Here is a 25,295-nt window from a genome sequence, read left to right on the forward strand (position 1 = left end):
CAATGGCAGTCAACTCACCGTGTATCGACGTGTGCCGATTTGATCGCAAATCCGGTTTGTGCGTGGGATGCCTCCGTACTCGCGAGGAAATTCGCGGCTGGAAGACGATGACCGACCACCGGCGTCATCAGGTCATCAACGACAGGTCTCGCCGGATGGCGAAGCTGCAGCGTGAATCACCGCGACCGTTGTCCGGTGGCGAAACCGCGAATGGGCATTCTGACGAGACGAGTTAGCGAGGTCCGTATCAAGTTGCCCTCCGCAGCGGACTTTGATACCTGGCGGGTGCTCCGTTACCCGCGTCCGCGTTGAGTGGAAACCAACGTTCCGGCGCCGTATCCTGACCTTAAAAACGAACGCAGTCTGACAGCGTGGCTGTTCTTGACTCTTCTACGGCCTGCGCCTGAGGAGGCTTCTCCTTGAGCCCTTCGGAGCGCACTACAACTGCTTACAAATCTCGCAGTGGCCCGGTGCACCGCTCTGTCGGTTGCGGCGTTCTTCCTGATACACATCAACGGAGCGCGACATGAGCACCAACCTGACGTCCAGTTCACCGCAGCGCGGTCGCATTCACCCTTTGGTTGCAGGTGCAGCCGTAGCAGTCATCCTGGCCAGCGCTACGGGCATTGCGGCGATGACGGGCATTCTTCCGACGTCCCGGGCTGTGACGGCGCCTCCGACGCAAGCTATACCAGTCGCGGCACAAATCGCCAGCGCACCGGTCGCTTCGCCGCAACCGAACTTGGAGCAACACGTAACCCGGGAGGAAGCACCCGCCCAGCCGCGCGTCCATCATCACCATAGTGCGTCAGTTGAGCAGGCCCAGGGCTACGGGAACAACGACGCATATCAATCCTCGGCGAAGCCCGCGCAGCGGCCAGTCGCCGTTGACCCGAATGCCGGCGAAGTAGTCGCCGTCAACACGGTTCAGCAACCCGAGCCGACAACGGGTCTCGGGGCCGTAGGCGGCGCAGTCGCTGGCGGGCTGTTGGGAAATCAGGTCGGCGGAGGACGCGGTCGCGTTCTGGCAACGATTGCCGGCGCCGTCGGCGGTGGCTTTGCGGGCAACGGCATTGAGCATGCCGTGCGCAAGGAGACCAGCTACCAGGTGCAGGTCAGGATGCAGGATGGCAGCTACCGGAATTTCAACTACACAACGCAGCCGCCGGTCCAGGTCGGTGAGCGCGTTCATGTCTCGGGCGACTCCCTGAGCGCGTCGTAATCAGCCTCTATAACCGGCGGGACCTTTACGGTTACTGCCGGTTACAGAATTGACAATCCGGCTGTACCTGCTGCGGCTTGGTACCACTACAATCTGCGTCGTTCGTCGTTGTCTGGCATCCGCCAGAGCGGGGCCGGACAGGAGAACTCCATGAAGCGCGCTACCCTTTTTCTCGCAGTGGGAATTTCCACCGCCTGTGCGTCCAGCGCGGCATTCGCGCACGCGAACATCGGAGTTTTTCTGGGCGTTCCTGGTCCCGTCTATGTCGCCCCACCTCCGGTCGTGTACGAGGCGCCGCCCCCGGTGGTCTACGCGCCGGCTCCAGTCTATGGCTACGGATACGGCTATGAAGGCGGTTACCGCGACGAGCGCCGATGGCATGACCACGGCCGGCACCGTGGATGGGAACACCATCGTCACGAGGACGACGACTGATTTGCCGCTGCTGGCCTTCGATAGCGTGTGATTGGTCGCAGACGGGACCGAGCGCGACTCTTCCCCGACACGAGCCATTTCTCGCAGCCCGGTAAGTGGCGTAGCCCTAGCCGGATTCGCGTTGCGTCCGTATCGGGGCGCTCACCCACATTGACGCAGGCAGTTACTTGCCGCCGTGTTTCGCCTGCCATCTCTGCATAAAGCCGATTTCGTCGTGCTGGGCGTTGATGATGTTCCTGGCCAGTCGCTTCAACTCAGGGTCCTTGTCGTACTTCATCAGTTCCACCTCGGCCATCTCGATGGCGCCCTGGTGATGGGGAATCACGTGTGACACGAAATCCTTATCGGCATCTCCAGTGTGCGGAGGGGAACTCATACTTTCATCATGCGCTCGCCAGCCTCCTTGAACACCGCTGTCAACGGGCTCGACCCGGTATCTGCCGAACTGAGCATATTCATCCCAGGCATCGACGCACTCTGCTGAGCGTTCGCGGGAAGAGCAGCGATAGCCAACGTCATGCAGGCGAAAACGGACGCGGCACGAAGGGCGGTTGAGCTTTGCATCTTGAATTTTCTTGATTAAACGTCACCCCGGGGTAACGGTGATAGCAAAAAACGCTCTTGTCAGCATTTGTAGCTATTGGCGGTGCCGTCATTCGGACGTCGGGCCTCACTCGCATTGATCCAAAGGCGCAGGTTCGAAACGCGGCGCCATAAGGACAATGCGGACAGCCCCACGACATGACGTCCCGAATCACGACTCGGCTCTCATGGACGACACGATGCATTTAGGCTTTGACAGTGGGGTGAAACCCTGCAGCTTCAATTGCCGCGAGCACACGGTCGGGCACAAGCGTCGAATCGACTGTCACGAGCTTTGCATTCACGTCGATGTTCAGCCTCGCTGCCGGGTCAATGCCATTGACCGCGCTCGTAATAGCGTTAGCACACCCGCCGCATGACATATCCAGAACTTCGAATTTCATTTTTACCTCCTGGGCAAACCGGAACCCACATCCTGAAGCTTCCCACGGCGGGAAGGTCAAGCAGTCGCGAAGCGCCTACTTTCGCTTTCAGCTGCCGCTTGCAGGTGGTGCCCGTCAAGCTACCCCGGGGCGGGGCGAATCATGTCGCCACCGTGCTGCATGATGATGTGTACTGTCGCACTGATGGTAAACGTGACGAAGGACGCCACACCGAGCGAAGTAGCATCCTTCTGATTTTCGTCTCCAACGTAATGAAGCACGGCCGCCGTTGCTATCCACGCCACACCGAAACTGATTCCAGCGAGAACATCTGAAAACCAGTGCACGCCCAGATAAAGGCGTGAGAAGGAGATGAGGAGAATGAACAGGCTCGTTGCAATCGCAATGCGAAGCCGTGCAACGGTGGGATTACTGCGTTTCCCCGACAAGCTTTGTGCCATCCGCATAGACGAGCGTATCCGGCTCGAATCTGGTCTTGTACTTGCCCTCTTCCAAATTCCACACGGCTTTCTGCTCGGAGATGAATTCGTTGTAGTCGCGAGTCCCTTGCCACACGTAGTCCTGTCCCGGCGCAATGGTTTCGGCAATCTTGAAGCTGACCCGACCGACCTCCTTGTCGAAGACGTCAATGAATACAAGGTCACCGGAGACACCGGCAAGGGCTTTCTCAGACTTGTTCTTGACACCGATTCGAAAAGTCTGCTGGTCACTGAAGCGCCCGACCTGGTAATCTTTAAACCGTTCGCCTTTCTCCAGCAGAGTGACCGTGACCGCCTGATTGATGCGCGCCAACGCTTCCTCTCGCTGCTTCTGGAGCTTCTCTTTCAGCGCCGCTTCTTCAGCTTCTTTTTCTTTCTGCGCCGCAATCCATTTCCGCTGCTCTTCGATTGCCTGACCGAGCGTCATTCCAATCGGGATACCGCCCTTAGCTCCAAAGACCTCACTCATCTTTACTCGCACAAGGTAGCCCGCGGCGAGCTTGCGGTCTTCTTCACTGAGCTTTTGCATGCTCGGTGCAAGCTTGGTATCCCAGCTTGTCGTGTCGGAAGGAATTACGGTTTCGGTCGGCTGGCTGCAGCCAGCGAACAGTGTAATAAGACTTGCGGCGACGAGCGCCGTGCGGATTTTTGCGCGCATGATTTTCCCCGGATGTTCGCTTGGTTCTTGCCAGCAGTGGCTCTTTTAAGCTTTCGTTTAGCAAACAGAAGCGAAGTCTATCCGAGATTTCAGGGCGTTATCAAGTACATCGGATATATGTCGAATGCTCGACAGAGGAGCCTCCTACTGCGCATTGTCCCCAAGGCGTAGTGGTCCTCGACGGCAATCGAAGACCGGGAGTCCAACCAAGCTGCAGTGCGAGTCCACACTACCAGTTTCACCGGGCGGGGCGGATAGGTGCGCGACTAGGCAACCCTGCAGACAAGAATAAAACGCCCGTGCAGCCCGCGTTTAGCAAACAATGAGTTGCGGTCGGCAATATCGAGAAACCGCCCCTTGGAGAGCTCTTCGAGCTTCTGCTATCAGACGCTGCGACCGACGTCGGATTGGTCACGCGAGAACTTGGCCTGCAGGACGAGATGCGCGAACGCTTGCGACGCGCGCTCGACAGGATGGCTTGCGCGAAATCGCTCTTGGCATCAATGACGGCGGGGAGCTTGGGTGCGAGCGACGACGAGTGGGCGCTGCGGATGCGGGAAGCGGTGGATTTGCTGGCAAGGGAGTGGCCGGAGGACTATCCGACCGGGGCTGTGGAGTGGTTGATTGCAGGCTCGATGCGTTAGATAGGTGCTCAGAGGTACGGTCGGGGATGGAAGTGACGGCGCGCCCTCGTGTGCATCATTCCGGTCGGCTTTTTCCGAAATTCATCCGCCGGACCGGCCAATTCTCAACCTTGCAATAAGAAGCGTTTACGCTGTTTAAACAAGGCTGTATCGAAATGGCCGGGCGAAAACGGCTAGAAGCGTTTACCTGTAAACGCTTCTATTTTCGTTGAGCACACCTGTGTGACGGGCGACCGACTGCGGACTCCACCGTCACCGACTTCGCCAGATTCCAGGTCTTGTCGACATTCGCAGTGACGCGACGGCAGAGACGGAAAGTTCCGTGTTTCCGGCGCCTCATCTTGTCTCGATATTCATTCCCGCAATTGAGGCTGCTTGTGGACGGCCCGGACCGCACCGGACCATCACATGAAAACTTTATTTCAAGAATGAAGATCTTATTTCAAGAATGAGAACTTTATTAAAAAACACACTCGTGGTTTTACATCGCCTTTCTGAACGGCGCCCCCGAGTGCTCGCGCAACTCGTTGAACACGATCTTCGGCCACGCCTTCTGCGCGACTTCGATCTCCGACACGTGCGAGGCCAGATAGGTCGGCGCATCGGACGCATCGAGCGCGATTCGCGCCGAGTACGAGTCGGTGAAGCGGCGCAGCTCGCCCGGATCGTCGCAGGTCACCCAGCGCGACAGGCGGTAACGCGCCGGCGCCATGCGCACGTCGACCTTGTATTCCGTCGACAGACGGTGCGACACCACTTCGAACTGCAACTGCCCGACCGCGCCGAGAATCATCAGACCGCCCGCTTCGGGACGGAACACCTGGATCGCGCCTTCTTCGCCGAGCTGCCTCAGCGCTTCGCCGAGCTGCTTGGCGCGCATCGGATCGACCACTTCGACGGTCTGAAAAATTTCCGGAGCGAAGAACGGCAGGCCGACGAACTGCAGCTGCTCGCCTTCGGTCAGCGTATCGCCGAGACTCAGCGTGCCATGGTTCGGAATACCGATGATGTCGCCCGGATACGCCTCGCTCACCGTCTCGCGACGCTGCGACAGGAACGTGACCACGTTGTTCGCGCGGAACGTCTTGTTCGAGCGCGTGACCTTCACCGCCATGCCGCGCTCGAAACGTCCCGAGCACACGCGGATGAACGCGACGCGGTCGCGGTGCGCGAGGTCCATGTTCGCCTGCACCTTGAACACGACGCCGGTGAACTTCGACTCTTCCGGCTGCACCGGACGCTGCACGGTCATTCGCATCGACGGCGGCGGCGCGAGGTCGACCAGCGCGTCGAGAATCTCCTTCACGCCGAAGTTGTTGATCGCCGAACCGAACAGCACCGGCGACTGCTGGCCGGCGAGGAACTGCTCACGGTCGAACTCGGGCGTCGCGCCGCAGATCAGATCGATTTCTTCCTTCGCACGCACCCACGCGTGGCCGAAACGACGCTCGCCTTCCTCATTGCTCAGCGCCTGCAGCGTTTCGACCGCGCCGCCGGCCGTGTCCTGACCGGCGCGGAACACGCGCACCTGATCGCGCTGGACGTCGTAGACGCCCTGAAAATCTTTGCCCATGCCGATCGGCCATGTGAAAGGCACCGCCGCCACGCCGAGGTGCTGCTCGATCTCGTCGAGCAGTTCGAGCGGCTCGCGCACTTCGCGGTCGAGCTTGTTGATGAACGTGACGATCGGCGTCTTGCGGCTGCGGCAGACTTCCAGCAGCTTCAGCGTCTGCGCTTCGACGCCGTTCGCGCCGTCGATCACCATCACGGCGGCGTCGACCGCGGTCAGCACACGGTAGGTGTCCTCGGAGAAGTCTTCGTGGCCCGGCGTGTCGAGCAGATTGATCACGCAATCGCCGTACTCGAACTGCATCACCGAGCTCGCGACCGAAATGCCGCGTTGCTTTTCGATTTCCATCCAGTCGGACGTCGCGTAGCGGTTGCTCTTGCGGCCCTTCACGGTACCGGCGATCTGGATCGCGCCCGAGAACAGCAGCAGTTTTTCGGTGAGCGTGGTTTTACCCGCGTCCGGGTGGGAAATGACCGCGAACGTGCGGCGGCGTTTGAGTTCGGAGACTGACATCGGGTCTGGCGGTCACGGAAAGGGGTTCAGGCGGTTCCCGGCGCCGTGGGCGGCCGGTATGCCGCGCGTGGCGCGGCGGCGTCGAGCTGCGAGAATCGGGCGCGGGCCCGGATCGGCCGGCGCTCGCGCCGCGTCCGAAAACGGGTGGCGAACGGGTCACGACCCAGCGTTCGACAATGCGGGAATCGCTGGCGCAAAAACGGCGCAAGGTGCGAATGATACACGTCTGGCGCGACGGCCGGGCGAAAGGGCCCAGCCGCCGGGCGGGGCGACGGCGCGGGCGTCGGCGCACCGCGCATGCTTCTGGCAAAGGTGAGCGTTTTCGGGACTTGCGGCGGCGAATATCGATTTGCGGTCAAAGGTGAGGATCGCGAAGCGCATGCACGCACCTGCCAGGGCGCGGGTGTCACCAACGCGACGCGCGGCAAAACGGCGATAAAGCTTTGCACCGCTACCAACAGGTTCCGGCTCGACGCCTTGAAACGCCCGCCAGAAAAGGCTGTCGCGGGTTTTCGACGAGCGGCGCGGAGCGGTGCGGCACGATGGTGATTCGCACCCGCGGAGGTGCGTCGCGCGACAAAGCCTGGCTCACCGAAGCATCCCGCGTGGTTCGAATGCATCGGTGAATATCGCTGTGTACGGTCAGGCGTCACGCAAAGGTGAGCGTTTTCGGGACCTTTGCAACGGTGCGATACGGATCAAACCACGCATCACTTCAGAGAACCCGGACGCATCGGCGTCTACGACGAAGCTCAACCTTCGATCAGAAACCGCTCGCGATTTTTCCCGACGAGCCAGGCCGGCGAGCGCCCACGGCCGCTCCAGGTTTCGCCGGTCTTCGGATTGCGGTACTTGGCGACCGACGTCGTCGACGACTTGCGGCGCGGCTTCGGCGAGGCGCTCGTCAAGCCCAGTTCTTCGGCGGTCAGGTCGTATTCGGCAATCTTCTGCTTGATATCGGCGATAGCTTGCGAAACTTCTTTCTCGCGCGCGGCTGCGACTTCCTTGTGGAGTTTTTCGAGTTGCGCAGTCAGCTGTTTGTAAGAGGCCATGCCGGTGTTCCCCCCTCGGTTGAACGCACTGCGATAAATCGCGATGGATGGTTGGCGGACACTATCAGACGAATAAATCACAGGATAGTGAATCGCGCGGCCGAGCGCATGCGCGGCGGCCGCGCTCAATCATCGATCGCATCGTAGACGCGGCGTTCGAAGTCGGCGGCCATCGGGAAGGGGTCGATCGAGCGGCGCTGGATCAGCATCAGGCCGACCATGTTCTCGACCGGATCGGCGAACCAGCTCGTGCCGTACGCGCCGGGCCAACCGAACGAGCCGAGCGAGCGGTAGCCGAGAGGCAATTGCTGCGCCGGATCATCGACGATCGACAGGCCGAGACCGAAGCCTTGCCCCGCCCAGATCACGTGACCGAAGGCAGGCAGGCGGCGCTGCTCGCGGCTCAGGAAATTGCTGCGCATCAGGTCGACCGAGCGATGCGACAGCAGCCGTGTGTCGCCGACGCGGCCGCGCCCGAGCAGCAGTTGCGCGAATTGCAGATAATCCTCGGCGGTCGAGACCAACCCGCCGCCGCCGCTCTGAAAGCGTTGCGGATTGGCCCAGCGGCTCGCCGCCGCATGATCCTCGACCACACGTCGCCGCGAGCCGGGATCGATGTTGTATGCGGTGGCGAGGCGCGCAAGCTGTGCGTCGGGCACCCAGAACGCGGTGTCGCGCATGCCGAGAGGCGCGAAAATGCGCGTGCGGAAAAACTCCCCAAGAGTCATGCCGCTCACGCGTTCTATCAGCACGCCGAGCACGTCGGTCGCCACGCCGTAGTGCCAGCGCGAGCCGGGCTGAAACATCAGCGGCAACGCGGCGATGCGCGCAAGGCACGCGCTGTTGCCGCCGCTCGCCTCGAAGCCGTTGAACGCGGCTGCGTAGGCTTCGGCGAGCGGACCCGTTGCCGTGAAGTCATACGCGAAGCCCGCGCGATGCGTGAGCAGGTCGAGCACCGTAATCGGCGCGCGTACCGGATCGGTCTGGTCGAGCGGGCCGGTCGGGTCACGCAGCACGCGCGGCGCCGCAAGCTCGGGCAGCCACCGCGAGATGGGCGCATCGAGCGCGAGGCGATCTTCCTCGATCAGCATCATGATCGCGGCGCTCGTCACCGGCTTCGTCATCGACGCGATGCGAAACAGCGTGTCGCGCTCCATCGGCAATTGCGCGGCTTCGTCGCGTAGGCCCGCCGATTCGAAGTAGCCGATTTCGCCACGCCGCCATACGAGCGACACCACCCCCGCCACTTCGCCCCGCTCCACGTAGCCCTGCATCGCGTTGGTCAGCGTCGCGAGCCGGGTCGCGGCAAGTCCTGCTATCTGCATGTTCATCCTGTGTCGGTAAAAGAAACCGTGCGCGCGCCCCGGTCGCTTTGGGCGATCAAACCGAACGATAAAACCTCTCCGGCGAATGCGCACACGACGGCTTTCCTAACTGCCGATCCCGATTGGCGGACACAATGACGACATTAGGCTTTCTGCCGTTTTTCCAACGCGCAAAGCGCGGCATCGAGGCGTTTGACACGGGTTGCCTGCGCCGGCACGAGAACCGCGCCGGAAACGTGCTGAAGGCGGTTACGCCAGTAAGACAAAGGAATACGGTCTTCTGCGGAAATATGAGAAATTATGTGCTCGAGATGTTCGATGTCTTTTTCGAGTTGCTGATGATTCATTGCTTTCCCCGGATTTTATTGAATTAGTGTTGAAGCAAAAAAATCGAAAGCATGAAGCCGCGTTGGCCCGCGCGGCCAACGTAATGCCCGCCAGTAGCGAAAAACCTTCCTGAACTTCTCCTGTGTCGGAAAAAACCGGCAATTTCTGCTCGCCGGGGTTAAATCCCCAACGGTTTAAAAAAGAATACTGCTGTCAAATTTCACGTTCCGTTGCCTGGCGCACTGACTTCGTTCGACGCCCCGAAGGTAAAGATAAATCGTGGTCCGGGCGCAAAGGATAATCGCTGCGCGGTGACTCAACGTTGTAAAAATGCCGCATGCGGCTTACTTATCCCAATTCGCATGCTAACCGCTTATCGGGCACACATTAGGCGCATGAATTTATGACGGCCATGTGGTGACGGGAATGACACGAGCATGGTCCGCGAGCGTATCGGGAATCGGCAGGGAATAACCGGGAACAGGTGAAAAAAACCGAAGGCCGCCAACGGATCGGCCAGCCGCGCGCGCCGGCATTGCACCGGCACGGCATCAGGTGCTTACTTCGCGGTCGCGCGGCAGGCGTAGATCAGGCTCAACGTGCCGCCCTCGCTCGACTGGCGCACGACGTCGAACGCGCCATTGCAACTGGCGGCCGCCTGTTGCGAGCACGAGTCGGAACCGACCGGGCATTGCACGAGCGTGGTCGCACGGCCGTCCGGCAGAAACAGCGGCGCACTGCTGCTGCAACCGCCAAGCGCGACGATCGCGGCGACGGCCAGTATGCCGCTCGAGCGGCGCGCGAAGAAGGAAAGGCATTTCATGGAGACCCCGGTCACGTCTTGTTTTTCGATCTCGCGATTGTGCCACGCTGCTCTCGTGCTGCGTCAGTTGGCGCGGCGCGGCTGGCCGGGCGCGGCGAGTCAAACGTCGATGCCGTGCGCGGCGATCTTCTTGTACAGCGTCGCGCGGCCCATGCCGATCTGTTTCGCAGTGTCAATGACGCGGCCGCCGTTCGCGCGCAACGCGTCGCAGAGAAAGCGCTTTTCGAACGCGGCCATCGCGTCGCTCCACGCGGTGGGTTCGGCGGTGGCGGCCACGTCCACGCTGGCGGCCGCGACAGACGGGGTCCGCGCCGGTGCCATCGCGCCGCCCTGCCCCGAGCCGATGAACGGCGCGAGCACGCGCGCGTCGATGCGCTCGCTGTCGGACAGCATCACGGCGCGCTCCAATGTGTTGCGCAGTTCGCGCACGTTGCCGGGCCAGTCGTACGCGCACAGCACGCGCAACGCGTCGTCGTGCAATTCGAAGTGGCTGCCGCCGCCTGCCTGCGCGGCCAGATCCTCGAGCATCGCGTAGGCAAGCGCCTCGATGTCGGACGGACGCTCGCGCAGCGCCGGCGCATGGATCGTCAGCACGTTGAGCCGGTAGAACAGATCCGCGCGAAAACGCCCGGCCGCGACGAGCGCGGGCAGATCGGCCGATGTCGCCGCGATGATCCGCACATCCGCGCGCACGATCCGATTCGAGCCGAGCGGCTCGAATTCCTTGTCCTGCAGCACGCGCAGCAGCTTGCCCTGCAACGGCAGCGGCATGTCGCCGATCTCGTCGAGAAACAGCGTGCCGCCGTTGGCGAGCTCGAACTTGCCGACCCGCCCCTTGCGATCCGCGCCCGTGTACGCACCGGGTGCGGCGCCGAAGAACTCGACTTCGAGCAGCGTTTCGGGAATCGCCGCGACGTTGACGCTGACGAGCGGCTTGTGCGCGCGCGCCGAGCCGCCGTGAATCGCATGCGCGAGCAGCTCCTTGCCGGTGCCGGTTTCACCCAGCAGCAGCACCGGCGCTTCGAGTTGCGCCGCGCGCCGCGCCTGGCGCTTCACTTCGAGCGACACCGCGCTCGTGCCGACGAAGCTGCCGAACGTATAGCGCGCGCGGCGCGCCTGCGCAAGCGACTGGCGCGTCGCGATCAGTTCCTGTTGCAACCGCGAGTACTGCGAAAAAAGGGGCGACAGCGCTTTCAGCTCGTCGAACAGCGCGAAGCCGACCGCACCGATCGTCACGCCGGCATCGTCCTTGAGCGGCAGGCGCGTGACGACGAGCGGCTCGCGATCGGTCTCCATGATGTCGAGCAGGATCGGCTTGCCGGTGTTGACGACCTCGCGCATCAGACTGTTTGGAATCACCGCTTCGCAATCGCGGCCGATCGCCTGCTGCGGGTCGGCAAAGCCGAAGCGCGCCGCATACCGCTTGTTGATCCATACGACGCGCGCCTGCCCATCGACGATGAAGGTGCCTTCGCTGAAGTTTTCGAACGTGCGAAACAGCGAATCCATCGCCCGACGAAGCACCTCGTCATAGGTGGCGGGCAGGCCCGTCCAGTCGGTCATCATGCTGTCGTTGTCTCCGCTTATCGTTTTTGATGGCATCGATCTCAATCTGTGGACGAATTTATCTCCAAAATGAGACACACGACAAGCCTTATGCATAATGACTTACCCTGGTTTCAGGTGATCTTCACCGGGTAGAAGTCCCGTTTCGGAGACGCTTGGGTACAATCCGCCAACGATGCCTCGGCCCGCCGCTGCGCGGCCGCGCCATGCGCCACGGCGCGCCGGCAGCAAAGCGACAGGCATGGCATGGAACCTGCGTTCCGACCGCGCCGCCCCGTCGCTTGATCAGGACGGCAAACATGTAGAACAAACAGGCTATGGAGACTCAATGACCTTTCTCATCGTTATCGCCGCGCTGGCGTTTCTGATGTTTGCTGCGTATCGCGGCTACAGCGTGATCCTGTTCGCGCCCATCGCGGCGCTCGCCGCCGTCCTGCTCACCGAGCCCGCCGCCGTCGCGCCGGTCTTCACGAGCATCTTCATGGACAAGATGGTCGGCTTCGTAAAGCTGTACTTCCCGGTGTTTCTGCTCGGCGCCGTCTTCGGCAAGGTGATCGAGCTGTCGGGCTTCTCGGAGTCCATCGTCGCGGCCGCGATCCGCTATATCGGCCGCTCGCGCGCGAACGCGGTGATCGTCGCGGTGTGCGCGCTGCTCACCTACGGCGGCGTGTCGCTGTTCGTCGTCGTGTTCGCGGTCTATCCGTTCGCGGCCGAGCTGTATCGCCAGAGCAACATTCCGAAGCGGCTGATGCCCGGCGCGATCGCGCTCGGCGCGTTCTCGTTCACGATGGACTCGCTGCCCGGCACGCCGCAGATCCAGAACATCATCCCGACGACGTTCTTCAAGACCACCTCGTGGGCCGCGCCGACGCTCGGCGTGCTCGGCTCGCTGTTCATCATCGTGGTCGGTCTGTCGTATCTGGAATGGCGCCGCCGCGCCGCGATGGCGACCGGCGAGGGTTACGGCACCGACCTCGTCAACGAGCCGGAGCGCGTCGAGTCGAAGCAGCTGCCGCATCCGCTGCTGGCGGTCGCGCCGCTCGTCATGGTCGGCGTCGCGAACTTCCTGCTGACGCGCTGGATTCCGACCTGGTACGGCCCGTCCTTCACAGTCACCCCGGACATCCTGCCGGGGCTGCATGCACCGGTCGAAACGAGCGTCAAGGCTCTCGTGGGAATTTGGGCCGTGCTGGGCGCGCTGCTGCTCGGCATCGTGATGGTCGTCGTGACGGCGTTCAGTCGCGTCAGCCAGCGCTTCGCGGTGGGCACCAAGGCGGCAGTGGCGGGCGCGCTGCTGGCGTCGCTCAACACCGCGTCGGAATATGGCTTCGGCGGTGTGATCGCGGCGCTGCCGGGCTTTCTCGTCGTCAGCAATGCGCTGAAAAGCATTCCGAATCCGCTCGTCAACGCCGCGGTGTCGGTGAGCACGCTGGCGGGCATCACGGGCTCGGCATCGGGCGGTATGAGCATTGCGCTCGCCGCGATGTCGGATACGTTCATCAAGGGTGCGGAAGCCGCGCATATTCCGCTCGAAGTACTGCATCGCGTAGTCGCGATGGCGAGCGGCGGCATGGATACGCTACCGCACAACGGCGCGGTGATCACGCTACTCGCCGTGACGGGTCTCACGCACCGGCAGTCGTATCGCGACATCTTCGCGGTCACCGTGATCAAGACGCTCGCGGTGTTCTTCGTGATCGCGGTGTATTACGCGACCGGCCTCGTGTGAACGCCGAACCGGAAAACAGTACTTTGATCTGATAGATCCGCATTACTCCCACCTCGACAGCCCGCCAACGAAGCACCAGGATGGAGTCGTCAGCGCCCAATGTTGCAAGGGCAGGCTGACCCGAGTAACAACGGCGTTTAACGGCCCGTCCCTGTCCGGACGGGCTATTTTTTTGCGCGCGCCCAACGCTTCCTAGCCCGCCCCCGCGTCACCCGCATGACAAAATCCGAACGCACGTCGCGCCACGGTGGGGCATGAAAAATGCATCCGTCGCGACGAGGAGTCGCGTTAAACTGGTTGCTCGCTCCGCAACCGCGAATCCGCTAGCGACAGCGTCACACTCGACTAAAACCCCGGCGAGACAGAGGCAGACGCAACACGGCACGAGGACGCGGCAGACGGCATGCCGTCCGCCCCGTACAATGGTTCCATCACCAACGCAACAAGGACAACTTCGATGCGCATCACCGGGTCCTCCGGGTCAATGGCCCTGCTCACCGAATACGACGACGCAACGGCGCGCGAACTTCGCTCGCTGCGCCTCGAATCGACCGAAGACGGCAAAGGCATCCTGCTGATCGAGGTCGATGAGCGCAAGCCGGGCATACATCGCGAAGTGCGCTACGAAATCACGCCTGCGGAGCTGATCGCCGCGATCCGCGCGCATGGCGCCGAGTTGCCGGGCGAGCAGCACAATCATCGTCAGTAAAGCAGGCGCGCGGCGGGGGTGACCGTCGCGTGACTCGTCAGCCTCTCGCGCCGGTTGCGTCGCACTTCGACGCGTCAGCGCGGGATTATTCGCATTGGGCGCGCGTCGCCGTGCTTCCGTTTGTTCCGCTCACGCCGTCAATCCCCGCGTTCCTACGGGTTTTTGCAAGCGCTTTCGCGCGTCTCGTCGAGCACGCTTACCCAGCCTTCAGCACCTTGTCACAAGCGGTTGCCACGCTTGTGCCTCGGGACATGCGGCCACGCATGCCGGCCCGATCGCAGCCAGATGACGGGCCGGTTGCACGTCTCGAAAATACGTCCATAATCGTTGAATTCCCCTGTGCATTCCTTACCACGCTGCGCCCGCAAGGGCCGCGGATGTTAAACCGATGCTACATGACCTCGTCGCGCAATATGGACCGGCGCTCGTCTTCCTCAATGTGCTGGCCGCCGCGCTCGGGCTGCCGGTGCCGGCCATGCCGTCGCTCGTGCTGTTCGGCGCGATGGCCGCGATGCACCCCGGCTCGGTCGGCACGCAACTGCTGCCGGTCCTCGTGCTGTCGATCTTCGCGACGCTGATCGGCGACAGCGCGTGGTACGTCGCGGGCCGCATCTACGGCGGCAATACGCTGAAGACGATCTGCCGGCTGTCGCTGTCGCGTGACACCTGCGTGAAAAAGACCGAGCGCTTCTTCGGCCGCTGGGGCGTGCGCGTGCTCGCGGTCGCGAAGTTCGTGCCGGGGCTGTCGATCGTGTCGATCCCGATGGCCGGCGCGATGCGCACGCGCTACCGCACCTTCCTCACCTATGACGGCGTCGGCGCCGCGCTGTGGTCCGGCACCGGGCTGATCATCGGCGCGCTGTTCGCGCGGCAGATCGACATGCTGTTCGCGATCGCCGGGCGGCTCGGGCGCACGGCGGCGCTCGTCGTCGTCGCGTTGCTGGTGCTGTACGCGGCGTACCGGTGGATCCGGCGCCGTCAGTTGATCGCGAAGCTCGCGTCCGCGCGCATCGAGGTCGACGAACTCGCGAAGCTGTTCGCGGCTGACCGGGCGCCGGTCTTGTTCGACATCCGTTCAGAGGAGAAGCGCAAGCTCGATCCGTTCGTGATCCCCGGCGCGCAATTCGCCGATGAACGGCAACTCGACGACATCGTCGCCACCTATGCGCGCGATCAGAAGCTCGTGATCTACTGCTCCTGCCCGAACGAGATTTCCGCGGCATGGATGGCCAAGCAGCTCAACGAAGCCGGCTTCTCCGACGTGCTGCCGCTGCGCGGCGGCATGGAAGCCTGGCGCGACTCGGGCAAGCCTGTCGACTCGCTGCCCGAGATGCCGCCGCCGGAAGTCGCGGTCGACCACATCGCGCCCAAAGCCGTCTAGCTGGAATTAGCGGCGGCAGCGTCCGCCTGACGCGCGCGGCACGGCTCGTCCCGGCGTGGAGCGCGCATCGCGTTGCCTCGCGTTCAATCGTGCAATGAATATCGAAGGAGCGGTTCGATGCTTTCGACTCAGGACGTTTCGACTCAAGAGGTGGAAGGACAGCAGGGGGTCGTCGCCGACGCGCCGTTTTCGTCGCTATCGACGCGCATGCACCAGATGTTTCCGGAGCTCAGTTGCGCCGAGATCGACCGGCTGCGCCGCTTCGGCGAGATCGGTCACTGGAAGTCCGGCGAGCTGCTGTTCGAGACCGGTCACACCGGCCCCGGCATGTTCGTGCTGCTCGAAGGGCGCGTGAAGGTCTATCAGCGTGACGGCATCGGCCGCGAGCACGTGATCAGCGAGCGCGGCGCCGGGCATTTCCTGGCCGAGGTCGGGCAGTTGTCGGGCAAGCCCTCGCTGGTGAACGGCCTCGCGATCGGCCCCGTCGAAGCGCTGCTGATTCCGCCCGAGCGCCTGCGCGCGCTGATCGTCGCCGAAGCGGAACTCGGCGAGCGCATCATGCGCGCGCTGATTCTGCGGCGCGTGGCGCTGATCGAAAAGGGCGCGGGCGGGCCAATCCTGATCGGCAATAGCAGCGACGCACGGCTCGTGACGCTGCAAGGCTTCCTGTCGCGCAACGGTCATCCGCATTCGGTGATCGACGAACGCGACGAAGACGCGCTGCGTCTGATCGAGCAGTTCGCCGCGCAGCGCGAGGATCTGCCGCTCGTGATCTGCCCGGACGGCTCGGTGCTGCGTCATCCGAGCATGCCGGAGCTTGCCACTCGCTTAGGTATGCTGCCCGATCTCGACGACACGTACGTGTACGACGTCGCGATCGTCGGCGCGGGGCCGGCGGGACTTGCCGCCGCGGTGTACGCGGCCTCCGAAGGGCTTTCGGTGATCGTGCTCGACAGCCGCGCGCCGGGCGGCCAGGCGGGCGCGAGCTCGCGCATCGAAAACTACCTCGGCTTTCCGACCGGCATCTCGGGCCAGGCGCTCGCCGGCCGCGCGTTCGTGCAGGCGCAGAAGTTCGGCGCGCACGTTGCGATCCCAGTCAACGTGAAAGCGCTGCATTGCGGGCAGTCGCCGTATCGGCTCGAGCTGAAATGCGGCGGCCACATCAGCGCGCAGGCGATCGTGATCGCGAGCGGCGCCGTGTACCGGCGCCCGGCGCTCGACGGGCTCGAGCGCTTCGACGGACGCGGCGTCTACTACTGGGCGTCGCCGGTCGAGGCGAAGCTGTGCAAGCGCCAGGAGGTCGTGCTGGTTGGCGGCGGCAATTCGGCCGGCCAGGCGATCGTCTATCTGGCGACGCACGCGGCCAAGGTTCACGTACTGATCCGCCGCAGCGGTTTCGAGGCGACGATGTCGCGCTATCTGATCGACCGCATCCGCTCGCTGCCGAACGTGTTCGTGCATCCGAATTCGGAAGTCGGCCGGCTCGAAGGCGATGAGGACGGGCTCGTGTCGGTCGCGCTGAAGCGGCCGCTGCCCGGCGGCGTCGATCACTTCGACACCCGGCATCTGTTTCTGTTCACCGGCGCGGACCCGAACACTGAATGGCTGCGTACCTGCGGCGTGCAGCTCGACGCGAAAGGCTTCGTGCTGACCGGCATCAGCGCGGATGGCTCGGCCACCGCGTGCGATCTCGGGACCACGGTCGAAGGCGTCTATGCGATCGGCGATGCGCGTGCCGGGTCGACGAAACGCGTGGCCGCGGCGGTCGGAGAAGGCGCGGCCGTGGTCGCGCAGATTCACCAGTTGCTGGCGCAGACGAGCGGTGAAGAGGTGGCGCTCGGGGCATGAGCCTCAAAGAGCATGAAAAAAGCGCACGGTGAGTTACACAGTGCGCTTTTGTATAACAGACGGCACGATGGCTGCGCCGGAGCGGACCCGCGCGTTCAGCGGTCCACTCAGCGGTCCAACTTCGCGCGCAACTCGCGCGCGGCTTCCAGCAGTCCTTCGTAACCCGAACGCGCGTGCTCCGGCAGGTCGGGATCGCCGACCAGCGCGCCGAGCGTTTCGATCAGGCTGTACACAATGCCTTTCGCGGCGCCCGACGCAATGCCGCCTGACGACACCTGCTGATCGACGTGACTGAGCGCCGCGTCGAGCTGCTCGATCTCGGGACGATCGTCGGAGGGCGGCTTGGGAGAAACGTCTTGCGTCATGATCGAACATCGCTCCATTGAGTGCATTGGTAAAGTTGTTATATACCGATCGTGCGCCGCCGTCTATTCGTGTTCGGCGCGACAGCGATCCACGTCAAGGCGTCCAGCGATACATCAGCAGCTTCGCGCGCGCGTCGTCTTCGACCAGCACCACGTACTCGCCGTTATCGCGCCGCACCGCGCTGATGCCGAGATACACGTCGACCCAGCCGCTCGTGCCGCCGACGCTCGCGCCCGGCGTCATGTAACCGACCGCCGTGCCGTTGCGCGCGTCGTAGACGTCGATGCGATCGGTGTACAGCTCGGCAACGAAGATATAGTTGCCCGCCACCGCGACGCCGACCGTGGTGGTCTGCGGATCGCTTTGCGTATTCCACGGCAGCGAGACCGTGTACACCAGGGTCGGTGTGCCGCTGCTCCAGTTGTCATAGCGCGCAAGCACCGGGCCCGCTTCCTTCCAGTGCGTCGAGTCCCACGGAATCGCGCTCGTGAAACCGGACAGATACATCGTGTCGGTCGATGCGACGTAGACGAGCCGCGCGAGCCGCGTGAATGGCGCGGGCATCGCGAACATCTTCGCACTCGCGTACGTGTAGATCGGATTGCCGGCGGAGTCGAGACCTTGCAGCGGCATCTCGCGCACGCCGCTCAATGGTGTGGCAAGCCACACGTTGCCGGGTTCGTCGACCCACCAGAAGCCGTCGCCGACCGTGCTGCCGGTCGACGGATTGCCGCTGATCTCGCTCGCGTCGACGGCACCATTGCCATTGCTGTCGCGCCACAGCCATTCGCCGTACGTCGGTTGCGCGGCGGGCCATGCGCCGGGCAGCGGATTCTGCGCGAGCATCCCCGACGGTATCGCGATCTCGCCATGCGCGGCATCGAAGCGATAGACGTTCAGATAGTGCGCGCCCGGATCGAGCGTATAGAGAAAGCGCTGGCCATCGAATCTGCGCACCATCGGTTCGCCACGCACGCCGCGCGGCTCGTGAAAGGCGGGATCGTCGGGGTAGTCGAAGCGATCGAGCGTGAACGCCGCATACGACCATTCCAGGCCGACCGGCTGCCTGTAATCGAGCGTGAAGCGCTTCGAGCCCGTGTAGATGGAAGCGGGCGTGGCCGGGTCGAACGCGCCGCTATCGACGAAGCTCAGACCGTAGAGCCGCCAGTTGAGCACGCGCCTGCCGTACACGTAGCTCTCCAGCACTGCGCCCTGCCCTACGGATGCCGAGCCGGGTGCGCGCGGTCCCTCGCCGTTTTGCGCGATGTACAGATTGCCGGCCGCGTCGACGCCGATGCCGGTGATGCCGTTGAAACGCGTATCGCCGGGCACGCCGCGCATCGGGTGGAAAATGCCGTTGCGCGTGCCGATCGACGTGCCCGCCTGCATCTGGCCGCCCGCGCCCTTGTTGAACACGAGGATCTGCTGCGAAACGCCATTGTCGGCGACCAGCAGTTGGCCGGATGGCGTCACTGTGAGGTCGCGCGGCACGGTGCCGGCGGGCAGCGTCAATGGCCCGGCGAGCGCGGTGCCGTCGGCGCGGTAGTGCAGGATGCTCAGATTGCCCGTGCCGAAGCCGCTGATGATCCACAGCGTCGAGTCGGTGTCGATCGCGATGCGGGCCGGCGACGCGACGCTCCACGAACGCAGCGGCTGCATGGACTGCGCGTCGTACACGGCGATCCGGTTGCCGTAGGTGTCGGCCACGTAGAGCTCGCTGTCGGTTGCGGCGAGGCCGCGAATGCTCGCGTCGGTGCCAGTCTTCACCGTATCGACCGCGACGAAACTGTTCTTCGTCGCGTTCGCGCTATTGCCGATGCCGCCGGAAAACGGCGCGCCGGTCGCGAGATTCGCAAGCGTGCGTCGCGTGATGCCGTACCAGGTCTGATTGGCCGGCGGATAGTCGGCGCCGACCAGCGCACTGTTCTCGTTGCCGATCGACATCGCCGCATAGAGGTACGTCTGGTTGACGGCCACCGCGTCGCCGCCGGCCGCACCCCAGCCGTGCGTCGATCCGGCCACCGCGAGCTTATCGCCCGCGCGATAGGCGGTGATTTCACTGCCGCTTTCGTCCCACGGCGCATTCGTATAAACGGTGCCATTGGCGCCGACGCTAATGGCCTGAATATCCTGCTGCATCCATTTTCCGTCGCCGAATCCGAAACTATTACCGATCCATGAGGTCGTGTAATTCAATTGGGATTGTGCGGAAACATTCGGCGAGAACAGGCTGTGGATTAATACCACGGCCAAGCCAAGGCGGGAGAAAGGCTTCACGGCAGTCAGTCCTTGCTAGGCGCGAGACGCGCACATCAGATTCGTGCCTTTTATCCTCTCACATAAAAATGGTAAATTTATTGATGAAAAATGATTATTGAATGCCGATTCATCGAATTCATTCCATTTGCATAGAATCATGTTTCAGACAAAATCTTTCCTCCACGAAACTGGTAAATACCGGTTCCCGTAAAGACTCACCGATCAGAGATTCAGTCGCTTTTTCTGCTTCTGTAAATCCTCAGCTTGAGCGAGACGCTCATCATGTCCGCGCCCCCCGGCGACGCTCGAAAATCCGCCGCGTCAGATCGAACGCCACCAGATTGCCGGCCACCACGAGCATTAGACCGACCACCGCGAGCGCTGACCACCGATATCCCTCGAACAGCGTCGATGCCGCGAGCGCGACGATCGGAAACAATACCGTGCAATAGGCGGCCCGCTCCGGGCCCATACGGCCGACGAGCATCAAGTACGCCGTAAAGCCTATCACCGAGCCGAACACCGCGAGATACGCGAGTGCACCGAGATAGCGCGCCGACGGTTCCACCGCGAACGAATAGCCGGCGAACAGACTACCGAGCGTCAGGACGGCAGCGCCGATCAGCATCGCCCAGCTGTTGGTCGCGAACGGATGCAGGCCCATCGACTGCATGCGACTCGACAGCAGGTTGCCGGCCGAGAAGCACAGCGTGCCGAGAAACGCGACGCCGAGCCCGAGCCATGCGGTGTGGTCGCTGAGATGCCCGGCCATCTGCTGCACGAACAGGCAGACAATGCCGACGAGCCCGAGCAACGCACCTGCAATCGCGCTCGGCTGCAGAGGCCGGCCCATGAACAGCCGCCCGTTAATCGAGTTCAGCAGTGGCGCGGTCGAGAACACCACCGCGACGAGCCCGCTCGGCACGAGCTGTTCGGCGTAGTAGAAGCACAGGAAATTCAGGCAGAACAGCGCGAGACCCTGCGCGGCGAGGTAGCGCCAGGCGTCGCGCGGCGGCCAGATCGGACGGCGCATGATGCGCGCCAGTGCGAACATCAGCAGCGCGGCGATCCAGAAACGCCACGCAATCGATACCGGTGGCGGCACCGCGCCGAGTTGCCATTTGATTGCGATCCACGTGGTGCCCCAGATCAGCACGGTGATGGCATAAAGGAGGAGATTCATGGTCGGGCCTCAGACTGCAATGACGGACTGCGATGACGTGCAGCATGGAAGAAAGCCCGACTATGCAACCGCGCCGCCGATCGCAATTGTCCAAAATTGCGCACTTTTTCGCGCCGATGCGCAGGCAGACGGGACCCCGCCGTATACTGCCCGCTCAACCAGCACCCTACACCGAAACCTCCGCGCGCCGCCGTGAACCCCACCCCGTCCGTCCCCGTGATATCCACCGCCGGCATGCCTTTTGGCCTGCAGTCGGTCTGTCACACGCTCGCCAGTGCGAACGCGCATCTGGACCGCTTCGCGTGGCTCGGCGACGGACTCGCGATCGCGCTATGGACTCGCGACACGAAGGAGGACGAGACCGTCTACGAACGGCCCGGCCATCACACGCTGTCGTGCTACCTGGACGGCGGCTATCGCACCGAGCGCCAGAAAATGCCGGGCCACTACGGCGCGCCGTCGCGGCTGTGCGCACTGCCCGGCGATCACGAATCGCGCTGGTGGGTGCGCGGCCACATGCACTTCATGCATCTGTACTTCCTGCCCGAACACTTCACGCGACGCGCGGTGCAGGAGCTCGACCGCGAACCGCGCGAACTGACGCTCGCCGATCGCACCTATTTCGAGGACCCGCGCATTGCGAGTCTGTGTCAGTCGCTCGTCAACGAGGAGTGGGAAAGTCCAGACGGTCTGCTGCGCACCAACGAGACCGCGCACGAAGTGCTGAGCCTGCTATTGCGCGGCCAAGGCGTACGGCGCGCGAACGTGGCGCTGAAAGGCGGGCTGTCGGCCGCGACGCGGCGCCGCCTGCGCGACTATATCGACAGTCATCTCGCGCAGCCGTTGACGCTCGGGGAGCTGTCGGGTGTCGCGGCGCTATCGGAGTTTCATCTTGCGCGGATGTTTCGCGAGTCGTTCGGGTTGCCGCCCGCCGCCTGGGTCGCGCGGCAGCGGCTCGATCGCGCGCGCACGCTGCTGCGCACGACGACGTTGCCGCTCGCGCAGATCGCCGGGCAGTGTGGCTATGCGAACGCGAGTCACTTTAGTCACCGGTTTCGCGAGGCAATAGGGGTGACGCCGAGTGGGTTCCGGCAGGCTATCGGTGTTTGAGATTCGCGTTCGAGTTTCGCTTTGCGGTTAGCTCCTTGTCATCGCAGCGCCATCGCCAGCACGCGCGCGACGTGGATCGCGTCGACGCCCGCGCCGTCGTGAATCTGATGCCGGCAGCTAGTGCCGTCGGCGACCATCACCGTGGCCGCGTCCAGCTTGCGCACCGCGGGTAGCAGCGCCAGCTCGGCCATCGCCTGCGAGCTCGCGTAGTGCTCCGCTTCATAGCCGAAGCTGCCGGCCATGCCGCAGCACGACGATTCGACCGTAGATACCTTCAACTCGGGAATCCACTTCAGCACGGTCTGCACCGGCGTGAATGCGTCAAACGCCTTCTGATGGCAGTGGCCGTGCACGAGTGCCTGCTGCATCGGCAGCGGCTTCAATTGGAGCTGCAATCGTCCGGCCTTTTCTTCGCGCACGAGAAATTCCTCGAATAGAAACGCGTGCTGCGCGAGGCGCTGCGCCTCTTCGCCGAAACCGTACTGCAGAAATTCATCGCGCAACGACAGCAGACACGATGGCTCCAACCCCACCACCGGCACGCCACGTTCGACGAACGGCCTGAACAGCTCGAGCATGCGCCGCGCTTCCTCTTTCGCTTCGTCGACGAGACCCGCCGCGAGAAACGTGCGGCCGCAACACACGGGACGCTCTCCCGGGCGTGCATTGAAGTGGACCGTGTAGCCCGCCGCTTCGAGCACCTGTTGCGCGGCGCGCGCGTTGTCGGGCTCGAGGTGGTTGTTGAAGGTATCGACGAACAGCAGGACTTCTTTCAGCGCGCACGCCTGCGCAGCGTTGCGTGCAGGCTTTGCGGACACCGCGTCGGCCAGAAACGCCTTCTTGAACCGCGGCAAACTCCGCTCGGTCGCGAATCCGACCGAGCGCTTGAACCACGCCGACAGCACCGGCACGTTGTCCGCGAGCGCCAGCAGCCTCGGCATGCGGCTCGCCGCGCCCGCATAGCGCGGCATGAACGCGACGAGCCTGTCGCGCAGCCGCACCCCATGCGTCTTGACACGCGCCGCCCGCGCCTCGATCTTGAACTTCGCCATATCGACGCCGGTCGGGCAATCGCGCTTGCAGCCCTTGCACGATACGCACAGGTCGAGCGTTTCCTTCACGTCATCGCTCGCGAGCCCGCTTTCGCCGAGCTGCCCCGAAATCGCGAGCCGCAACGTGTTGGCCCGCCCGCGCGTCAAATGTTGCTCGTCCTTCGTCACGCGATAGCTCGGGCACATCGTGCCCGCGTCGAACTTGCGACAGTGGCCGTTGTTGTTGCACATCTCGACCGCTTTCGCGAGGCCGCCGCTCAGATCGTCGCCGCTGCCCGGCGCGCTTTCTTCTCCCGTCAGCGGGTCGCGCTTCACGTTCCACGTCGACCAGTCGAGCGCCGTTTCGATGCGCTGTTCGCGATAGCCCGGCGCAAAGCGGAAATTGCGCGCGTCGTCCATCTTCGGCGGACGCACGATCTTGTCGGGATTGAAGCGGTTGTCCGGATCGAACAACGCCTTGATCTCGCTGAACGCCTCGTTGAGCCGAGGCCCATATTGCCACGCAACCCATTCGCCACGGCATAGCCCGTCGCCATGCTCGCCGGAATACGCGCCCTTGTACTCGCGCACGAGCGCAGCTGCTTCCTCGGCGATCGCGCGCATTTTCGTCGCGCCGTCGCGGCGCATGTCGAGAATCGGCCGCACGTGCAGCGTGCCGACGCTCGCATGCGCGTACCACGTGCCTTCGGTGCCGTGGCGATGAAACACGTCGGTCAGCCGGCTCGTGTAGTCGGCCAGATGTTCGAGCGGCACCGCGCAATCTTCGATGAAGGACACTGGCTTGCCGTCGCCCTTCATGCTCATCATGATGTTGAGACCAGCCTTGCGCACTTCCCACAGCGCTTTTTGCGCATTTGCGTCCGGCATCTCGACGACCGCATCGGGCAGGCCCAACTCGCCCATCAACTCCGTGAGCTGCTTCAGCGACGCGAGCTGCGCGTCGCGATCCTCGCCCGCGAACTCGACGAGCAGAATCGCCTGCGGGTCGCCGACCAGCGCCTTCTCGATCACCGGACGAAACGCGGGATTGCTCAACGCGAGATCGATCATCGTGCGATCGACGAGTTCGACAGCGACCGGCTTCAGCTTGACGATGTGCTGCGTGAGCGCCATCGACTGCCGGAAGGTCGGGAAGTTGACCACGCCAAGCGCCTTGTGCGCGGGCAGCGGCGCGAGCTTCAGCGTGATCTGTCGGCTGAATGCGAGTGTGCCTTCCGAGCCGACCAGCAGGTGCGCGAGGTTCGCGCTGCCGTCATCGGTATAGGCGCGCGGATTCTGGCAGTCGAACAGATCGATGTTGTAGCCCGCGACGCGGCGCAGCACCTTCGGCACGCGCGCGACGATTTCGTCACGCTCGCGCTGCGCGATCCGCGTGACGCCCGCGACGATCTGCTGCAAGCGCTCGCCTTGCGGCGGCTCGCGCAGCGACGCGAAGCGCGCTTCGCTGCCGTCGGCGAGAATCGCGTCGATCGCGTCGACGTTGTGCACCATGTTGCCGTATTCCATCGAGCGCGAGCCGCATGAGTTGTTGCCGGCCATGCCGCCGATCGTGCACTGGGCAGCCGTCGATACATCCACCGGGAACCACAGTCCATGCGGTTTCAGCCACGCGTTGAGATGATCGAGCACGACGCCGGGTTCGACCGTCACGGTGCGCGCGTCGGCATCGAACGCGACGATGTTGTTGAGCCACTTGCTCGTATCGACCACCAGCGCTTCGCCGACCGTCTGCCCGCACTGGCTCGTGCCCGCGCCGCGCGCGAGCAGCGGTACTTTCTCGCTGCGCGCGATCTCGAGCGCGATGCGCAGGTCGTCCTGATCGCGCGGCACCACGACGCCGACCGGCGTGATCTGATAGATCGACGCATCGGTCGCGTAGCGGCCGCGGCTGGCGAGATCGAACAGCACGTCGCCGCGCAGCGCTTTGCGCAGATGCTGCGCGAGCGGACTCGTTGCGCGCGCGGCGGAGGGGACCAGATGGATCGGCTTGACGAGCAAGCCCGCAGTGGGATTCGTCATTTCGTCGGCCTGTGAGGAGCGCGCCTGAACCGCACGGCT

Annotated in this window: 23 protein-coding genes and 1 pseudogene; 10 read left to right on the forward strand and 14 right to left on the reverse strand. The window is 63.4% G+C overall.

The window, feature by feature from the left end:
* Window positions 1-2: 2 nt before the first annotated feature.
* The 3 genes from HDG39_RS07245 to HDG39_RS34920 all read left to right on the forward strand — a co-directional run bounded on the left by HDG39_RS07245 (window position 3) and on the right by HDG39_RS34920 (window position 1,657).
* Window positions 3-236 (forward strand): DUF1289 domain-containing protein, encoded by a 234-nt coding sequence (locus HDG39_RS07245; RefSeq protein WP_184004443.1) that lies wholly within the window; start codon window positions 3-5, stop codon window positions 234-236.
* 290 nt (window positions 237-526) lie between these two features.
* Window positions 527-1,222, forward strand: coding sequence for a glycine zipper 2TM domain-containing protein (locus tag HDG39_RS07250; RefSeq protein WP_184004445.1), 696 nt, complete (start codon window positions 527-529; stop codon window positions 1,220-1,222).
* A 150-nt stretch (window positions 1,223-1,372) separates the two neighbouring features.
* Complete coding sequence (locus HDG39_RS34920; RefSeq protein WP_260327571.1) at window positions 1,373-1,657, forward strand: hypothetical protein; 285 nt, start codon at window positions 1,373-1,375, stop codon at window positions 1,655-1,657.
* Between the two features lie 163 nt (window positions 1,658-1,820).
* On the opposite strand, the pseudogene HDG39_RS07255 reads toward HDG39_RS34920, so the two are convergent.
* The 4 genes and pseudogenes from HDG39_RS07255 to HDG39_RS07270 all read right to left on the reverse strand — a co-directional run bounded on the left by HDG39_RS07255 (window position 1,821) and on the right by HDG39_RS07270 (window position 3,780).
* Window positions 1,821-2,221: pseudogene (locus HDG39_RS07255) on the reverse strand (DUF305 domain-containing protein).
* Window positions 2,222-2,445: 224 nt separating this feature from the next.
* Complete coding sequence (locus HDG39_RS07260) at window positions 2,446-2,643, reverse strand: heavy-metal-associated domain-containing protein (RefSeq protein WP_184004447.1); 198 nt, start codon at window positions 2,641-2,643, stop codon at window positions 2,446-2,448.
* 119 nt (window positions 2,644-2,762) lie between these two features.
* Window positions 2,763-3,071: a phosphatase PAP2 family protein gene (locus tag HDG39_RS07265; protein WP_260327572.1), complete on the reverse strand. Its 309-nt coding sequence runs from the start codon at window positions 3,069-3,071 to the stop codon at window positions 2,763-2,765.
* On the reverse strand, window positions 3,052-3,780 hold the full coding sequence (locus HDG39_RS07270) for a hypothetical protein (RefSeq protein ID WP_184004449.1): 729 nt from the start codon (window positions 3,778-3,780) through the stop codon (window positions 3,052-3,054). Before HDG39_RS07270 ends, HDG39_RS07265 begins: the two co-directional genes overlap by 20 nt.
* 407 nt (window positions 3,781-4,187) lie before the next feature.
* On the opposite strand from HDG39_RS07270, the gene HDG39_RS07275 reads away from it, so the two are divergent.
* Entirely contained in the window at window positions 4,188-4,424 is a 237-nt protein-coding gene (locus HDG39_RS07275) for a hypothetical protein (protein ID WP_184004451.1), read from the forward strand.
* Window positions 4,425-4,905: 481 nt separating this feature from the next.
* On the opposite strand, the gene HDG39_RS07280 is transcribed toward HDG39_RS07275, so the two are convergent.
* Entirely contained in the window at window positions 4,906-6,507 is a 1,602-nt protein-coding gene (locus tag HDG39_RS07280) for a peptide chain release factor 3 (RefSeq protein ID WP_184004453.1), read from the reverse strand.
* A gap of 297 nt (window positions 6,508-6,804) precedes the next feature.
* Here HDG39_RS07280 and HDG39_RS07285 point away from each other — a divergent pair, with 297 nt between their 5' ends.
* A complete protein-coding gene (locus tag HDG39_RS07285) occupies window positions 6,805-7,056 on the forward strand; it encodes a hypothetical protein (protein WP_184004454.1) in 252 nt (83 codons plus the stop codon).
* A 203-nt stretch (window positions 7,057-7,259) separates the two neighbouring features.
* On the opposite strand, the gene HDG39_RS07290 is transcribed toward HDG39_RS07285, so the two are convergent.
* The 5 genes from HDG39_RS07290 to HDG39_RS07310 all read right to left on the reverse strand — a co-directional run bounded on the left by HDG39_RS07290 (window position 7,260) and on the right by HDG39_RS07310 (window position 11,600).
* A complete protein-coding gene (locus HDG39_RS07290) occupies window positions 7,260-7,559 on the reverse strand; it encodes an H-NS histone family protein (RefSeq protein ID WP_018424077.1) in 300 nt (99 codons plus the stop codon).
* A gap of 125 nt (window positions 7,560-7,684) precedes the next feature.
* Window positions 7,685-8,884, reverse strand: coding sequence for a serine hydrolase domain-containing protein (locus HDG39_RS07295; RefSeq protein ID WP_184004455.1), 1,200 nt, complete (start codon window positions 8,882-8,884; stop codon window positions 7,685-7,687).
* 143 nt (window positions 8,885-9,027) lie between these two features.
* Window positions 9,028-9,231, reverse strand: a complete 204-nt coding sequence (locus tag HDG39_RS07300) for a hypothetical protein (RefSeq protein WP_084754379.1) — start codon at window positions 9,229-9,231, stop codon at window positions 9,028-9,030.
* Between the two features lie 539 nt (window positions 9,232-9,770).
* Window positions 9,771-10,034, reverse strand: coding sequence for a hypothetical protein (locus tag HDG39_RS07305; protein ID WP_184004457.1), 264 nt, complete (start codon window positions 10,032-10,034; stop codon window positions 9,771-9,773).
* Window positions 10,035-10,133: 99 nt separating this feature from the next.
* Window positions 10,134-11,600 carry a sigma-54 interaction domain-containing protein gene (locus HDG39_RS07310; RefSeq protein WP_184004459.1) on the reverse strand — a complete coding sequence of 489 codons (1,467 nt, stop codon included), beginning with the start codon at window positions 11,598-11,600 and terminating at the stop codon, window positions 10,134-10,136.
* A 328-nt stretch (window positions 11,601-11,928) separates the two neighbouring features.
* Here HDG39_RS07310 and HDG39_RS07315 point away from each other — a divergent pair, with 328 nt between their 5' ends.
* The 4 genes from HDG39_RS07315 to HDG39_RS07330 all read left to right on the forward strand — a co-directional run bounded on the left by HDG39_RS07315 (window position 11,929) and on the right by HDG39_RS07330 (window position 17,267).
* Window positions 11,929-13,329, forward strand: a complete 1,401-nt coding sequence (locus HDG39_RS07315; protein WP_018424071.1) for a GntP family permease — start codon at window positions 11,929-11,931, stop codon at window positions 13,327-13,329.
* A gap of 457 nt (window positions 13,330-13,786) precedes the next feature.
* The gene (locus HDG39_RS07320) at window positions 13,787-14,038 is read left to right on the forward strand and encodes a hypothetical protein (protein WP_008921056.1); all 252 of its coding nucleotides are present in this window, start codon (window positions 13,787-13,789) and stop codon (window positions 14,036-14,038) included.
* A 388-nt stretch (window positions 14,039-14,426) separates the two neighbouring features.
* The gene (locus HDG39_RS07325; RefSeq protein ID WP_184004461.1) at window positions 14,427-15,419 is read left to right on the forward strand and encodes a DedA family protein/thiosulfate sulfurtransferase GlpE; all 993 of its coding nucleotides are present in this window, start codon (window positions 14,427-14,429) and stop codon (window positions 15,417-15,419) included.
* Window positions 15,420-15,536: 117 nt separating this feature from the next.
* Window positions 15,537-17,267, forward strand: a complete 1,731-nt coding sequence (locus HDG39_RS07330) for an FAD-dependent oxidoreductase (RefSeq protein WP_184004463.1) — start codon at window positions 15,537-15,539, stop codon at window positions 17,265-17,267.
* Between the two features lie 107 nt (window positions 17,268-17,374).
* On the opposite strand, the gene HDG39_RS07335 is transcribed toward HDG39_RS07330, so the two are convergent.
* The 3 genes from HDG39_RS07335 to HDG39_RS07345 all read right to left on the reverse strand — a co-directional run bounded on the left by HDG39_RS07335 (window position 17,375) and on the right by HDG39_RS07345 (window position 21,075).
* Window positions 17,375-17,632, reverse strand: a complete 258-nt coding sequence (locus HDG39_RS07335; protein WP_018424067.1) for a hypothetical protein — start codon at window positions 17,630-17,632, stop codon at window positions 17,375-17,377.
* A 94-nt stretch (window positions 17,633-17,726) separates the two neighbouring features.
* The gene (locus HDG39_RS07340) at window positions 17,727-19,772 is read right to left on the reverse strand and encodes an NHL repeat-containing protein (RefSeq protein ID WP_260327573.1); all 2,046 of its coding nucleotides are present in this window, start codon (window positions 19,770-19,772) and stop codon (window positions 17,727-17,729) included.
* Between the two features lie 400 nt (window positions 19,773-20,172).
* A complete protein-coding gene (locus tag HDG39_RS07345) occupies window positions 20,173-21,075 on the reverse strand; it encodes a DMT family transporter (RefSeq protein ID WP_184004473.1) in 903 nt (300 codons plus the stop codon).
* Between the two features lie 234 nt (window positions 21,076-21,309).
* On the opposite strand from HDG39_RS07345, the gene HDG39_RS07350 reads away from it, so the two are divergent.
* Window positions 21,310-22,185: a helix-turn-helix domain-containing protein gene (locus HDG39_RS07350; RefSeq protein WP_184004475.1), complete on the forward strand. Its 876-nt coding sequence runs from the start codon at window positions 21,310-21,312 to the stop codon at window positions 22,183-22,185.
* A gap of 38 nt (window positions 22,186-22,223) precedes the next feature.
* Here HDG39_RS07350 and HDG39_RS07355 read toward each other — a convergent pair whose 3' ends face one another.
* Window positions 22,224-25,256, reverse strand: coding sequence for an FAD-binding and (Fe-S)-binding domain-containing protein (locus HDG39_RS07355; RefSeq protein ID WP_184004476.1), 3,033 nt, complete (start codon window positions 25,254-25,256; stop codon window positions 22,224-22,226).
* Window positions 25,257-25,295: the final 39 nt, after the last annotated feature.

Origin of the sequence: Paraburkholderia lebeckiae, from assembly GCF_014201005.1 — a bacterium.
Taxonomy (GTDB): domain Bacteria; phylum Pseudomonadota; class Gammaproteobacteria; order Burkholderiales; family Burkholderiaceae; genus Paraburkholderia; species Paraburkholderia tuberum.

What these genes read in the sequence shown, in the direction of transcription:
- HDG39_RS07245 (WP_184004443.1), top strand. Translation starts at nt 3, where the DNA reads ATGGCAGTCAACTCACCGTGTATCGACGTGTGCCGATTTGATCGCAAA.
- HDG39_RS07250 (WP_184004445.1), top strand. Translation starts at nt 527, where the DNA reads ATGAGCACCAACCTGACGTCCAGTTCACCGCAGCGCGGTCGCATTCAC.
- HDG39_RS34920 (WP_260327571.1), top strand. Translation starts at nt 1,373, where the DNA reads ATGAAGCGCGCTACCCTTTTTCTCGCAGTGGGAATTTCCACCGCCTGT.
- HDG39_RS07260 (WP_184004447.1), bottom strand. Translation starts at nt 2,643, where the DNA reads ATGAAATTCGAAGTTCTGGATATGTCATGCGGCGGGTGTGCTAACGCT.
- HDG39_RS07270 (WP_184004449.1), bottom strand. Translation starts at nt 3,780, where the DNA reads ATGCGCGCAAAAATCCGCACGGCGCTCGTCGCCGCAAGTCTTATTACA.
- HDG39_RS07280 (WP_184004453.1), bottom strand. Translation starts at nt 6,507, where the DNA reads ATGTCAGTCTCCGAACTCAAACGCCGCCGCACGTTCGCGGTCATTTCC.
- HDG39_RS07285 (WP_184004454.1), top strand. Translation starts at nt 6,805, where the DNA reads ATGCTTCTGGCAAAGGTGAGCGTTTTCGGGACTTGCGGCGGCGAATAT.
- HDG39_RS07290 (WP_018424077.1), bottom strand. Translation starts at nt 7,559, where the DNA reads ATGGCCTCTTACAAACAGCTGACTGCGCAACTCGAAAAACTCCACAAG.
- HDG39_RS07295 (WP_184004455.1), bottom strand. Translation starts at nt 8,884, where the DNA reads ATGCAGATAGCAGGACTTGCCGCGACCCGGCTCGCGACGCTGACCAAC.
- HDG39_RS07300 (WP_084754379.1), bottom strand. Translation starts at nt 9,231, where the DNA reads ATGAATCATCAGCAACTCGAAAAAGACATCGAACATCTCGAGCACATA.
- HDG39_RS07305 (WP_184004457.1), bottom strand. Translation starts at nt 10,034, where the DNA reads ATGAAATGCCTTTCCTTCTTCGCGCGCCGCTCGAGCGGCATACTGGCC.
- HDG39_RS07310 (WP_184004459.1), bottom strand. Translation starts at nt 11,600, where the DNA reads ATGATGACCGACTGGACGGGCCTGCCCGCCACCTATGACGAGGTGCTT.
- HDG39_RS07315 (WP_018424071.1), top strand. Translation starts at nt 11,929, where the DNA reads ATGACCTTTCTCATCGTTATCGCCGCGCTGGCGTTTCTGATGTTTGCT.
- HDG39_RS07320 (WP_008921056.1), top strand. Translation starts at nt 13,787, where the DNA reads ATGCGCATCACCGGGTCCTCCGGGTCAATGGCCCTGCTCACCGAATAC.
- HDG39_RS07325 (WP_184004461.1), top strand. Translation starts at nt 14,427, where the DNA reads ATGCTACATGACCTCGTCGCGCAATATGGACCGGCGCTCGTCTTCCTC.
- HDG39_RS07330 (WP_184004463.1), top strand. Translation starts at nt 15,537, where the DNA reads ATGCTTTCGACTCAGGACGTTTCGACTCAAGAGGTGGAAGGACAGCAG.
- HDG39_RS07335 (WP_018424067.1), bottom strand. Translation starts at nt 17,632, where the DNA reads ATGACGCAAGACGTTTCTCCCAAGCCGCCCTCCGACGATCGTCCCGAG.
- HDG39_RS07340 (WP_260327573.1), bottom strand. Translation starts at nt 19,772, where the DNA reads ATGCAGCAGGATATTCAGGCCATTAGCGTCGGCGCCAATGGCACCGTT.
- HDG39_RS07345 (WP_184004473.1), bottom strand. Translation starts at nt 21,075, where the DNA reads ATGAATCTCCTCCTTTATGCCATCACCGTGCTGATCTGGGGCACCACG.
- HDG39_RS07350 (WP_184004475.1), top strand. Translation starts at nt 21,310, where the DNA reads ATGCCTTTTGGCCTGCAGTCGGTCTGTCACACGCTCGCCAGTGCGAAC.
- HDG39_RS07355 (WP_184004476.1), bottom strand. Translation starts at nt 25,256, where the DNA reads ATGACGAATCCCACTGCGGGCTTGCTCGTCAAGCCGATCCATCTGGTC.